Genomic DNA, 13376 nt, shown 5'->3' with positions numbered 1-13376 from the left:
CGAAGCGGGGGAAGGCGGGATGTTCGACACCCACGCCGAGAGCTTCGACCCGGTGCGGCCGACGGCGGCGCCCGCACGACACCAGGGACAACCATGGCACCGACCGAGGACGACGACGACCCGAACACGCCCAAGCCGAACAGCATGGCGGTCGCGGCTTCGGCCGTCGTCACCGGCATCCAGCGACGCATCCTGCCCCAGCGCCGCAACCGGCTGCCGCCGTCCGACCGCCCCTGCCAGTGAACGCTCCGACGACAAACAATCAACCCGCACAACGATGAAGCCGACGGCTCCCGAATGCCCCCGGTCAGCCTCATTTGCACAGGTCAGTCTGCTAGTGCCGTGTCAGGCAACGTTTACCCTGCCCCAGTGTGACGTGTAGTGCGTGGAGGTCGGTTCAGGCCCGTGGAGCGATTTCTTCGAGGTCGTTGATGGTGCCGGTCATGACGGCCTGGATGTGTTCGGTGAGGTGTTCTGCGGGCCAGTCCCACCAGGCGAGGGCGAGCAGGCGGGCGATGTCGTCGTCGTTGTAGCGGGTGCGGATGAGTTTGGCGGGGTTGCCGCCGACGATGCCGTAGTCGGGGACGTCGTCCCCGACTACGGCGCCGGAAGCGATGATTGCGCCGTGCCCGATGCGCACTCCGGGCATGATCATGGTGTTGTAGCCGAACCAGACGTCGTTGCCGACGACGGTGTCGCCCCTGCCGGGCAGGCCGCTGAGCAGGTCGAAATGCTCGGCCCAGGAGCCGCCCATGATGGGGAAGGGGAACGTGGAAGGGCCGTCCATGCGGTGGTTGGCACCGTTCATGATGAACCGCACCCCGGTTCCCAGTGCGCAGAACTTCCCGATGACCAGCTTCTCGGGCCCGTAGTGGTAGAGCACATTGCGGGTCTCGAACGCGGTCGGATCCTCCGGGTCGTCGTAGTAGGAGTACTCCCCGACCTCGATCAGCGGCGAGGTCACCAGTGGCTTCAGCAGGACCACGCGCGGCTGGTCAGGAAACGGGTGAAGCACCGTCGGGTCTGCGGGAAGGCGATTCATGGGGGCACTCTCGGTCGACAACAGCTGGCGAATGCCCCCATTCTGCGCATGACGCACAGCTGATCCGACGATGTGCCGCCAGGTTCACGCCAGGGCCTCACACGCAGAGCATTCTGTGGTCGTGACCAAGCGAGGCGGGTGCGGGAGATCGATGACGACGAGGGACGGCGTCGACCGGCTCCGCCACCCGGCTCACATCGGGCCACCCAGGGTGACAGCGTCCGGCTCACCCAGGACCTCCGGCCAGCAAGTGATGCCATTGCGCCGGCCTGCCCGATCAGTGGGGAGACAACCGGCCGCCGCCAAAGAGCCGTAACTCCTGGCCGCTCTTGGGAAAACGAAGGCCCTTCGACACTTTCGCGAAGCCCGTGATCCCCGGGCAGCTCTTCACGGTGGCCGATCATGCGGTTGAGCTGCTGAACGCATCATTTCCACACGTGTCTTAGGTGATGGTCGACGCTGTCGTCTCAATCGGCACGTCGGCGGTACGGATCGCAGCCGGATACACCGCGGCGACAGCTCGCCGTCCCGGCTACGGCACAGTCCCGGTCCGCGTACACAGCCCCTACCGTCTCAGGCTCGCCGCACCGCGGCCTGCCGGACGCGCCCGGGACGACCGACCCACCAGCCCGCCACCCGCGCCGAACCCCTCGCAAAAGGGGCGCACTCACCCCTGCCCCCACCACCCCACCCCCCGAGGCCTGCCCCTGATCACTCCCGCGCCAGAGCCCGGACAAGCGGCACGGACTGACCCATCGACACCACACCACCCGCCCTTGGCCCCGGAGCACTCCCGCGCGAGAGTCCGGGCAAGCGGCACGGACACGCGCCCCGCGACACCCCGGCCTGCCCGCGCGACCGACCGCCAAAGCCCCTCAGCCCAGCCCCCACGCCTTCACAACAGGGCAAGATTCAGACAAACCTGAACAACATAATCAAGCCAAACCGCGAGGCTCGACACAAGGAACCGACATGGAAATCAACCAACCCGCCGCGAATTTCTGGTACAGCATCGCCTCAGGCGTGAACTACCGCGAGTGGTCCGACCACGACCTCAAGCACGCCTTCTTCCTGGACGGCACCGCCACGCCCTTCCACGTCGCCCGCACCAAGTGCAGCCGGTACGAGGACCTGCGGCCCTGGGTAACAACGTACTACCGGATCCTCGGCGACCTGTGCGACGACCTCTGCGCCAACGGCCGATGGGAGATCGGACGACTCATCGCCCAGCGCATCGACTGGGACCTCGGCTGGAACGCCGAAGCCGACGACCACGGCAAAACCTGGCCACCCAGCATCATGGACCACCGCCACCTGGCCACCACCCAACGCACCGAACTCCTCGCCAACCTCTCCCTCGAAATCGTCATCACCAACACCGACACCGGCACCGAGTCGCACTACGCACCCATCCTCGAGGTCTGCGAGCACCTGTTCACCACCGGCGACACCCACGCCGCACTACTCGCCGAACACCTACGCGCCCACGCCCTCAACCAGGCCCTCGGCGACCCCATACCCGCCGACCTCAGCGACCTGTACGCCTTCCAGGCCCACCACGTCGCCCTCGAACCCTACGGAACCAACGGCCTGCCCACCCTCACCTACGACTGGACCCACGTCGCAGACCGGTACAACACCCTCGTGCAAGCCATCAACGTCTACGTCACCGCCACCCTCCTCAAACTCGACGTCAACATACCCACCCACCCCCACGACGAAGAATCCCTCATCGACTCCGACACCGGCGAATCCCTCATCGACTCCTCAACAGAGCACCCCTAAACACCACCAGCCCGCAACCGGAACCACACAGAACCAGCCCCAACGCACCGGCCCACAACCGGCCGAACGGCACCGGCACTGGACACGGGGGGCGTGGCAGCACCCATCCGACAGCCCGCCGGCACCGCCCCTCCCCGCCCCGGGCGGTGCCGGCGGGGCAGTCGGCCCGTGGGGAACCGCACCACATCTCACGAACCCACCCGTCTCCCGTTTCGGCGGAGCGTCCCCGGGCCGGGATCCGCACAAAGGAACCGTCCTCACCGACCGGCGGCATCATCAACAGCCGCACACGCCCGGCCCGGACGGCCAAGAAACGACGACACCACGATCGGCACCGGGCCGCCGCGAGCCCGACCTGGCGGCCGATGACGGCCAAGGGCTGACGCGGCCGGCGGAACCAACACCCCCTGCTACCGGCCCAACAACCCCAAGTACCCCGCCCCGGGAGATGCCCATCGAGGCCATCCACACGGTCGACCGCTCCGCCACGGACATCACCCACAGCAACGCGTCCCACACCCCACCCACGCGAAACCACCCACCCCGCCCGGGCCACCACCACAGCAACCGCAACGGCGGGACCCCGGCAACCCAACCGCCCCGGGTTGCACCACCACCGCCACACACGAACCTCGAAACCGGTCCGCAAAGACCACACCCGTCAACCGGCTCCTGCCCTGCCCTGCCCTGCCCGCTACTTGTAGCGACCCACGCAGCTCAGCCGCAGGTGAACACCGGGATATGAACCCATCGCCGACAGCGCAGGACGTGTCAGCGATCTTGCGTAAGTGGCCTGATTCACGGCGCGAGGCACGGTCGGCGGTCGACGCCGCAGACACATTGGATCCAGTGGATGCAGTGAACGCGGGGCGTCAGGGCCCCGAAACGGGGATGGACCGGACCGCCCCACGAGCAAGCGAGACCGACCGTGAGGCCGAGCACCCGCAGACACAACACGGCACCGGGCCACAGGCACCCAAAGCGTGGTGCCGTCGAGGCGGTCCGGAGCCTCACGACCACCCCGAACACCAGAAGTCCGCATGCGAGGCGGTCTCCCCGACCGGCACCCGGACGCTCTGCCCACGACACGGACCACGACAGGCTTGCCCAGATCACGAGGCGACAGCACACAGCGGCCAGGACCGGGAAGCGAGGGGCGAAAAGCTCGCGGGCCCGGCGCCACCAACCGGCCCTGCATCACGGTCGCAACGCCGAACCCCACCCCCCGCGACCTGACCATCCCCGCCGCCACCGCACAGCGACCAAACAGGGCACACTTCAAAGAAGGGGACCCGGACCACCCCCACCGGCGCACACGGTCCACACCCTCAGGAGACACCGTAGAGCCGACCCGAAGCGGTTGCGTCCTGGGAAGTGGTGCACGGGTTAGACCCAGGGTTGCCCCGGCATCGGGACCTGCATGGACGAACGGCCACCGACTGATCTTTCAAGACGACCAAGTCCTTGAAGGAGATCAGCACGACGACCACACCCGACGGTGCGCCCCTGCACGCCCTCGCCGCAAACCCCCTCACCACGGCGGGTCCCGATCCGTTGCGCGCGATGGTCAGGACGTTCACCGACGCGCTCGTGTCGGCGCAGGCCAACCTCCTCTGCAACGCCGAGTACCGGCAGGTCGGCGACGACGCGTCCACCATCGCAACGGAAACCGCCCACGCGAGTGAAACACCCGGGCCGGCACCGTCACACTCGCCGGCCCCGAACTCCGCAGGACGGCCACTTCCCGCACCAGCTCCTCGAACACCGCCGGGCCGAACAGGGGCTCATCCCGGTGGTCTCCACCGCCTACCCGCTCGACATCCCCCTCCACCGCCTCCAGGAACCCGCCGAGTCCTCTGGCGTCACCCAGCTGTCGAAGTCTCAGGTCAGCGCGATGGCCAAGCACCTCGACGAACACGTCACCGCGTTCCGCAACCGGCCGCCCGACGCCGGCCCCTCCACCTTCGTCCCGGTCGACGCCCCGACCCAGAAGGTCCGCAAAGACGGCCGGATCATCAACGTCCACGCCCCGGTCGCGGTCAGCGTCAACACCGACGGGCACCAGCCACCGACCGGTCCGTGCGTCCCCCCTCGAGCGCCGAACCCGACCCCGAGGGCCCCGACCGGCCCTCCCCCACAGCCACGCCAGGAACGGCCGGGCCGCAAAGAAGAAGATGGCAGAGCGACCACCGGCGCTCACGACCACATTCCCCGAGAACCCAGTGGAGCCGGACGAAATACCCCCACGCGATGCCAGACCTCGAACACACACCGCCCCGGAACCGGGCTTCCCGCGCGCTGGGCATCGACGAGCGGAACCACCGACGCCGAGCGCCAAGAGCCCCTGCCCATGACACGGCCCCCGCCTGGCCGCGCCGCCGTCAGCCCTGCCCGTGAGACGAACAGGGCTACCGGGCCGTCGTCGGCATCGCCCGCCGCCTACGCACCCGGCCGGGACAGCTCGGCGGCCAGAGTCTGCCTGACGCGGCTCCCCTTCTTCCTGTCGCCGAGCTCTTTGACGACACCGACAAGACCGTCCCACGCGAAGAACGGAAGGACTTTGTCGCCGTTCCTCAGCTTCTTCCTGAAGTACTTGGACACCGGACCCTTGGCCTCCCAGTCACCTCTCAAGGCCTCCTCTCCGTAAACCCCGTTCTTCGCCGCGAAATGGATCACGTCGAAATACCGATCCGTCTTGAGCACGTCGATGAGCAGCTTGATCTCCGCTTCGTTCAGCCGGCGACGGCAGTACTCGGCCAGGCTCGGCACATCGCCCTCATCGCGAAGAGAAGAAATCCTCTTCTGCTCACGGACCTGATCAGAAAATGCCGCCACGAAGCTGGATTTCACCACTGCAAAGAATTTCTCGCCCTCAGCTTGGCCGATCATCTTGCAGAGGCCCGGGTAGTCGTACGGCCGGTCGCAGAATTCATCCCGCTCCACAAATAGCCCGCGCGAACTAAGTACAGGATGAATGCACTCGTACAGGTATCTCTTATAGACGTACCTGAGCCGCCCGCGATTCCCTTCGTCTCCGATGAACGGTTCCTGCCGGGGAAAGGAGGATTCATCATCGCCCAGCACATACAGGTGTTGCGGGGTGTACAGCGAGGCGTACGGCGCGGTGGTGAGGTCCTCCGGGATCAGGATACGGCTCCTTTCCGGACGCTTAAGAGCATCATCCACAGCGAGCTTGAGATCCGCTCCCGCGGCCGGATTACCAGTGCCGCACAGATTTCCCTGCTGCGGATTGCGGGCCAGCAGCTCATTCGCGATCTCCGCGCGTTCGTGCGGTTTCAACTCCTTGGCCGAAATATTGTGGACGAGCTTTTCGACCCTCGAATCGGCGTCCTTACGGAGTGTCTGCTCGAACAGAGCCGGATCGGCGATGATCTTCGCCAGACTGATGGCTTCCTCCGGTGTCAGCCATGAGGCTTGATCCACCCATGCCGCCGCTGCCCTCTTGCAGGCCGTCTGATGTACGTGCCACTCGAAGACCGCCACCAACTCTTGGTGCAGCGCCCTGTGCCACTCGCCCTCGATGTCATGCACCTCCGGAGAAGGCGACGCCAGGCCGCGCTGGAGCTCGTCGAGCCCTGCAGCCCCGTACAGGAACCGCGACCACAGGTCCTTCACGTCCGTCTGGTGCGGTGTTCCGTTCGGCCAGAGACCCGACACACACGCTTCGGAGAACAGCTCGGCGTAGCCGCCCTCGTCACCCAGCCCGGGAAGAAGGCCGGGAAGCTGGTACACCGAATCGACCAGCTTGAGCTGGACGAGGGCGTCCTGCGTGTAGAGAGAGGTCCATTCCGGCGCGAGGAGACGCGAGGGTATTTCCATAGCTCATCCAGGTTCTTCGACGTTGATACAGCTCCTTGCGGAAAGATCCACGACACGGACAGCCCCCGAAAGGGCGCACCAGCCAAGACTTGGCGCAGCCCCGCGGCATCACCCCCACCCCCGGCAGTGCGCGGACCCGGGGTGCCGCGGGCCGACGGGCCCGCACGCTCGCCAGGCCGTAGAAACGGGCGGCGTCCGACACACCCGTCCCTGGGTCGGACGTGTCCAGGCGATCCGAGGCAACGCCGGCAGTGCCACGAGCTGTCGGCGACGACGAGCCAGACCTTCAGCGGTAGGTAGCCGTCCAGATGAGCAGCGGCGCCCTGCCTGGTCGTACGCTGCCGGGTCGGTGGAAATCAGCCCGGAAGCTCACGTCAGGTTCGGGGGGCAGGGAAGAGGTCAAGAAGCGTCGTTGAGATCATCCGCGGACGGATGACCGGCGAACGTTTCACAGCAAGCACTGCCGCGCTTCACTCGTGGTCAGACTTCTTCCTCGCCTCGCCACTGCGACCTCATCACCTCGCGGCGCTGCCAGCGGGAAGCACACCAAGTCATGCCTGACCGGCGACTCACCCACCACTCGAATACCACGTCTGGCCTCCCTGGCCACGCCGCGCGGTACACGGACCGCGCCCCGCGCACGTAACCGATCGGTGGAGCGGAATCAACCCGATGGGGGGCGTAAGCCAGCACTCTGCATGGCCAGGTGGTCGACGCGAACGGTCCAGCGTCTCGGCTGTGATGGATGTCATCAGTTCGGGAAAAGCCGAGAACGAAAGCAGGACGAGCCATGACCACGGTAGCCGAAGAGGTACTGAGGACTGTGCATCCGGGTGGCCGAGAGGGTGCGGTGCGCCAGGCGCGAGAGATGGTGTCCGACGTGCTGGAGGCATGTCGAGAATTTGGATGCCTGGTCGATAATGGCCGGGCAGACGATGTCTTGCTGGTCGTTTCGGAGCTTGTAACAAATGCCTGCCGCCACGCCGGTGGTGCTGACGAGGTCCGCGCGCTGTGGCGTGGGGGCAACCTCACCATTGAGGTGGCGGATTCTTCGAACCAGTTGCCTCGGGAGCCCGCCGAGGAAGCTAAGGGTGAGAACGGTGGGTACGGCTGCCAGTTGGTCACCGTACTTGCGGATGGATGGGGCGCGTCACGCCGGATAACCGAGTCAGGCGGCAAGATTGTGTATGCATCATTTTCGCTACGATGATCGGCACATGGACCGCACCCGATCAAATTGTTGCCCATTGCGCAGCGCAGGCTGTCCCGCCCCTCCGGCCAAGTGAACCATGATGATGAATGCCGAGTGACGTCGAGACCATCACAAATCGGCTGCGTCGATTTCAATTCGATCGCTCACCGTATTCACGAGATGCAAGCCGACGAGGCACGGTTCCTTGCTCGTGATCTAGTGGTCGCAGAACTCCTTGACCCTTCTCCCAAACACATAGGACGAGTTCTGGCGATCAGCTCTCCAAATCCCTAGGATTTATACCCCGTCGGCATCTACACTTAATTCAATCGCAAGCAATTTCTCTTATAGCCTTCAATGTGAGCCTCAAGCCACTACGCAGCAAGGCGTCAAAGCGATCGGGATAACGACTTCGATGTTGCGCAATTGCTTCTTCTGCGGCTTGAAGAGAAATCGGAACGTCGCCTCCGGACAAGGCTTGATCGAGGGCGTATGCAGTAGCGTTGACTAGCGGCGCAATACTTGCCATCCCTGGAGGCAGAGGGCCGTTGCGACGGAGACCTGTTTCAAGCTCTTCCGCGAATAGATGGAGTGTGATCGTGCAGCGCTGAGCCAATTCAATTCTCGGGACCAATGCCTGCAATTCCGGGAGCTTGTGACGATGAATTGGGTATCGACTAATTCCACGTCGAGCCGCAGCCAACCGAACTGCCATATTGTCCGGTACACTCCTTACGGATTGGATGCGTGCTGCGATCGGCTGCACTCGTGCGGTCACGACCTGATGAGAGGCATCGGTCAGTATCTCACTAATCTCTTGCCGGAAGGTGGCCAACCGTACAGTGAGCTCCTGCGCGACGTCGGGCGGCCACAATAGTGGCCCCAGAACGATCACGACCACGATCCCGATCACAGTCTCTAGCAGGCGGGCTTCAGGATAGTTGGGTACAGGGCTGGCGAAAACCATCAGCATAGTGATAAGCACCTGCTGATTCGGGGCCCTCCGGTAGCGGAAGACCAACGTCCCAATGCTTCCGAGCACCAGGAGAAAAATGAATGTCAGAGTCGACGCACCAAACAGCCGGAGGATAACGACGCTTAGGAATACGCCAGCTAGAACTCCGAGCATTCGCTGCGAAGCCTGCCTGGGGGCCTCATATATTCCGCCAGGCAAGAGCAGGACGGCCACGATTGCGGCTGAGACAGGAGCTTCACTGATTCCGAGTCCTACGCATACGAACCAAGACACGGCCGAGCACACCAAAATACGCGCCGCCGTGGACACGTCGTCCCGACTTGGCCGCACCGGAAAGGGCCAGTTGACGTTACAGCCGCAAAATAGATCTGAAGCTTTCATAGCGGAACCCCTTTTGACGGCCCGAACGCCCCAGGGGTAAAATCTTCACTGAAAGGGGGCGGGAGAATTGAATCATCCCTCACTCGCCGACTTTACTCTACTTTCAAAATAGATTTCCCCGTTTCTTATTCATAATCATGGGAACACCGTCTGCCCTTGACTGCGCCTAGGCTGGCCATACGGGCCCGTGGCGGCTTCTCGGCTGGTGCTCATGCGGCTTACATGAGGTACTCCGTGGGGAGCACCGGCTCGCCGCGCGACAGCTGGGTCGCGGAGATCGGAAGCGCGGCGCGCGCCACGATGTGCCGTTCGCGCGCCGCGTCCAACGGCTCGCAGTCGACGACCTCACCGCCCTTGACCAGCTGTGTCAGCAGCTGCCGGTCCACCAGGGCCTCGGGCACCGGGCCGGTGCCGAGCACTTCGGTCTCGGCGACGCCGTACTCGTCCTGCCGGCGGGCGGCCCACTTGCGGCCGCCCACGGACAGCTTCCCGCCCGTCGACTTCTTCGCCACCGGCACCAGCGCGTCCGGGTCGGCCGAGCCGGCGCGGGCGACCAGCTTGTAGACCATGGAACAGGTCGGGTGACCGCTTCCGGTGACCAGCTGCGTACCCACGCCGTAGGCGTCCACGGGCGCGGCGGCCAGCGACGCGATCGCGTACTCGTCCAGGTCGGACGTCACGACGATCTTCGTGTCACGAGCGCCGAGGTCATCGAGCTGCCGACGCACCCGATGGGCGACCATCAGCAGGTCCCCGGAGTCGATGCGCACGGCTCCCAGATCGGTGCCGGCGATCTCCACGGCCGTACGGACGGCCTCGCCGACGTCGTAGGTGTCGACGAGCAGGGTCGTGCCGCGCCCGAGCGAATCGACCTGGGCCCGGAAGGCGTCCCGCTCCGTGTCATGCAGAAGAGTGAAGGCGTGCGCGCTGGTGCCCACCGTGGGGATGCCATAGCGGAAGCCCGCGGCGAGATCGGAGGTGGAGTGGAAGCCTCCGACGTACGCCGAGCGCGCGGAGGCGACTGCGGCGAGCTCGTGGGTGCGCCGGGCGCCCATCTCGATGAGCCGGCGGCCCACGGCGGCCGCCGACATCCGCGAGGCCGCGGCCGCGATCGCCGAGTCGTGGTTGAGGACCGAGAGGATCACGGTCTCCAGCAGCACGCACTCCGCGAAGGAGCCCTCCACGCGCAGGATCGGCGAGCCGGGGAAGTAGACCTCGCCCTCCGGGTAGCCGTGGATGTCGCCGCTGAAGCGGTAGCCGGCCAGCCAGCGCAGCGTCGGTTCGTCCACGATGCCGCGGTCCCGGAGGAACCCGAGCACGCCCTCGTCGAAGCGGAAGTTCTCCACGGCGTCCAGGACGCGTCCGGTGCCGGCGACCACGCCGTAGCGGCGGCCTTCAGGCAGCCGGCGGGTGAAGACCTCGAAGACCGACCGGCGGTCCGCGGTGCCCGCCTTGAGGGCGGCCTGCAGCATCGTGAACTCGTACTGGTCGGTGAAGAGCGCGGTCGACGGCACGGAGACCGGCAGACCCAGATCCTCGGCGTGCACAGCATCATCCTCGCATTCTTCAGCATCGCTCAGCCGAGATTTATATCTGAAATTTCTGATCAACATGCAGTACAACAACGAATTGAGTCCTTGAGTCAATCCACCATTCCTGCATCACCCACCAACTGCTTCAGTCGAAATGGGCAGCCACCGTCCGCTTCGAGTCAGGCTCTCTGCCGCGACAGGACCCCAACTGTTCGGCTTGTATTCGTCAGGAATGATAGGACTGTTCAGGATTGGGTCAACGATTCGCCATGCCTCCTCAACAGTGTCCTGCCGAGCAAACGTACGCGGATCGCCAGAGACCGCATCGCTGAGAATGCGTTCGTAGGGCTGCTCCATAGGGCCCAGGGCTTCCGTGAGGTCGACAGAAACGCGGACAGGACTGGTGGCTACGGCCCTTCCTGGCGATTTGGCTTGAAGATCGAACAAAATGGATGGATTTGGCTGGAGCCGAAAGCGAATCACATTGGCTGCAGGACGCCCAGCGTCAGGGGAAAGAAACAACATACGGGGAGGCTGGTGAAACTCAACGGCTATCTCGGTCGTGGTTGAAGCCAGCCTTTTTCCGGCTCGTACAGTGAAGGGCACATCGGACCAACGCCAGTTGTCAATCCAAAGGCGCACTGCAGCATACGTCTCCGTCCTAGATTTCGGCTCGACGCCGGGCACGGATTGATAACCGCTATACTGCCCCAGAACGACATCTGCCGAGCTCAAGGCTCGAACACTCCGCAACACTCTAGGCTTTTCGGCCCGCAGCGCCTCCGCAGAGGACTCGGCCGGGGGCTCCATTGTCAAATATGCAAGAACCTGAAGAAGGTGATTCTGCACGACGTCCCGAATGGTACCGACAGAGTCATAGAAGGAGCCCCTGCCCTCCACGCCAAACGATTCAGCCATGGTGATCTGAACGGATGCGATGTGGGATCGATTCCACAGCGGTTCGAGCAAACTATTAGCGAATCTAAAAGTCAAGATGTCCTGGACCGACTCCTTTCCCAAATAGTGGTCGACCCTTCGCAGTCGATCCTCTGGAAAATGCCGTAGCAAGCACCGATTGAGCTCCCTCGCTGACTCATGGTCATGACCGAATGGCTTTTCCACTACTAGGCGACTTCGACGCGAGAGCCCCGACGATGCCAACCCTTCCGCAACCACAGAGAAAAGCTTGGGGGGTACAGCTAGGTAGTGCACAGCAAACGCGTCCGAATCAACATGGCGATCAATCTCGGAGTAGACTGCCGACCCCGCCATGTCGCCAAGTATTACTGTGATCTTTGACAGGAACTCACGATAGGCAGCTTCATCCCGCTCCCCCTTATGCCACTCGGAAACCCTATCCAGTGGCTCTCGAGTTGAACCCGTGGCGGCACTTGGACGATCCACGCCAATGACCGGCACCGTGAGTGCGCCCCGACTTGCCAGCTGATATAGCGCTGGGATGATCTTCTTTTTGGCAAGATCACCCATTATTCCATAAATTATCAAGGCTTTTGCGGGCACGAAAGACATCATATCCCCAAATTCAGATACCCCGCCTCGGCGGATTTATGCAACTTGGGACAAGTCGACGATCTCGCTTCTCATACTCTAGGCCATAGCCCTCCTCTTCGCATGCGCCGCATGCAACAAGGGGCGATTCCGAGGCACGGGTGAGGCAGGACAACGCCGCCGCCACGGCATCACCCCTTCCCCGAATCATTACCAAGACGATCTAGGCACGACTCCATACTGAACGGTCATTTGCCGGGAAGGATACAGAATCGAGCACCGTTCAGCAGCCTCTTCAACCCTTGCGCCAGTCGCGTTTTTCTTCCATGTCTACATCAAAGATGACGTGATATTGGCATGGTTTATATGGTGCGTGACGTTGCCCCTCCGACGTCGGCTCGCGCGCGATGGCAACACGGACGGCCGGCGAGCCTTTAGCTTGGCGCTTATCGTGGTGAGCGAGCATGGCCTCGAACTTGCCCGCGTTTTCGGCTGACTGCCTGACATGAGAGCGGCCTTCGCCTGATCCTGTGCTCCGTGACAGAGGCACTTGACCAGCACGAAGGCCGTAGCGATGAGTCTGCTGCAGAGGGATTCCCCGCGGGATGCGTTTGCCGAACTGTCATGCCCCCGGATGGAGTTCTATGCCTGCCTGACCCAGAGGCCCGACGCGTTGTTCGAGCTGAGTACTGAATTCGGCTCGTTAGGGTGATCTTTCTGGAAGTCCCTGACGAGCCCGGGGCGTTGTCTGTATCTCGTGGTGTATGAGGTATGCGGATGGGGGCGGGATTGACCCCTGCAGGATGCCGACGCCGGGAGACGGTTCGGATGCAGGCGGCCGAGCTGTTCGAGCAGAACATCAAGCCGCCGGACGTGACACGGCGCCTGCGGGTGAGCCTGAAGTCGGCCTACCTGTGGCATCAGATGTGGCGGGACGGCGGCGTGCAGGCTCTGGCCTCCCGCGGCCCAAGCGGATCGCGATGCCGCCTGTCCCCGCGCTGCCTGGAAAAGCTGGCCGGCTACCTCGATGAAGGGCCGACCGCGCATGGCTGGGTGGAGGACCAGGTGTGGACCGCGGCGAGGGGGCGGGGCTGATCGGCAAGAAGTTCCACGTCTCCT

The 13376-nt window shown here is 64.0% G+C and carries 8 protein-coding genes and 2 pseudogenes; 5 read left to right on the top strand and 5 right to left on the bottom strand.

The window, feature by feature from the left end; translation table 11 throughout:
• Positions 1 to 93 precede the first annotated feature (93 nt).
• A pseudogene (locus tag ACIQMR_RS33400) lies at positions 94 to 207 on the top strand (DNA mismatch repair protein MutT); the annotation flags it as partial.
• 190 nt (positions 208 to 397) lie between these two features.
• Here the strand turns inward: ACIQMR_RS33400 and ACIQMR_RS33395 are convergent.
• The gene (locus tag ACIQMR_RS33395; protein ID WP_401395402.1) at positions 398 to 1042 is read right to left on the bottom strand and encodes a CatB-related O-acetyltransferase; all 645 of its coding nucleotides are present in this window, start codon (positions 1040 to 1042) and stop codon (positions 398 to 400) included.
• 972 nt (positions 1043 to 2014) lie between these two features.
• On the opposite strand from ACIQMR_RS33395, the gene ACIQMR_RS33390 reads away from it, so the two are divergent.
• Positions 2015 to 2827, top strand: coding sequence for a hypothetical protein (locus ACIQMR_RS33390; RefSeq protein WP_401395399.1), 813 nt, complete (start codon positions 2015 to 2017; stop codon positions 2825 to 2827).
• A gap of 1498 nt (positions 2828 to 4325) precedes the next feature.
• Positions 4326 to 4832 (top strand): annotated as a pseudogene (locus ACIQMR_RS33385) (transposase); the annotation flags it as partial.
• 434 nt (positions 4833 to 5266) lie between these two features.
• Here ACIQMR_RS33385 and ACIQMR_RS33380 read toward each other — a convergent pair.
• Positions 5267 to 6667: a hypothetical protein gene (locus ACIQMR_RS33380; RefSeq protein WP_401395396.1), complete on the bottom strand. Its 1401-nt coding sequence runs from the start codon at positions 6665 to 6667 to the stop codon at positions 5267 to 5269.
• A 790-nt stretch (positions 6668 to 7457) separates the two neighbouring features.
• Between ACIQMR_RS33380 and ACIQMR_RS33375 the strand changes: the two genes are divergently transcribed.
• On the top strand, positions 7458 to 7877 hold the full coding sequence (locus ACIQMR_RS33375) for an ATP-binding protein (protein WP_401395393.1): 420 nt from the start codon (positions 7458 to 7460) through the stop codon (positions 7875 to 7877).
• Positions 7878 to 8184: 307 nt separating this feature from the next.
• On the opposite strand, the gene ACIQMR_RS33370 is transcribed toward ACIQMR_RS33375, so the two are convergent.
• The 3 genes from ACIQMR_RS33370 to zwf form a co-directional block, all read right to left on the bottom strand.
• On the bottom strand, positions 8185 to 9216 hold the full coding sequence (locus tag ACIQMR_RS33370) for an FUSC family protein (RefSeq protein ID WP_401395390.1): 1032 nt from the start codon (positions 9214 to 9216) through the stop codon (positions 8185 to 8187).
• 218 nt (positions 9217 to 9434) lie between these two features.
• Complete coding sequence (locus ACIQMR_RS33365; RefSeq protein WP_401395387.1) at positions 9435 to 10763, bottom strand: nicotinate phosphoribosyltransferase; 1329 nt, start codon at positions 10761 to 10763, stop codon at positions 9435 to 9437.
• Between the two features lie 114 nt (positions 10764 to 10877).
• Positions 10878 to 12269, bottom strand: coding sequence for a glucose-6-phosphate dehydrogenase (gene zwf, locus ACIQMR_RS33360; RefSeq protein ID WP_401395384.1), 1392 nt, complete (start codon positions 12267 to 12269; stop codon positions 10878 to 10880).
• An 816-nt stretch (positions 12270 to 13085) separates the two neighbouring features.
• Between zwf and ACIQMR_RS33355 the strand changes: the two genes are divergently transcribed.
• Positions 13086 to 13352 carry a helix-turn-helix domain-containing protein gene (locus ACIQMR_RS33355; RefSeq protein ID WP_401395381.1) on the top strand — a complete coding sequence of 89 codons (267 nt, stop codon included), beginning with the start codon at positions 13086 to 13088 and terminating at the stop codon, positions 13350 to 13352.
• Positions 13353 to 13376 lie beyond the last annotated feature (24 nt).

Source organism: Streptomyces sp. NPDC091376 (genome assembly GCF_044757085.1).
GTDB classification, from domain to species: Bacteria; Actinomycetota; Actinomycetes; order Streptomycetales; family Streptomycetaceae; genus Streptomyces; species Streptomyces pratisoli.
Note: the sequence above shows the minus strand (reverse complement) of the source record. Positions and strands in the feature narration are given on the sequence as shown.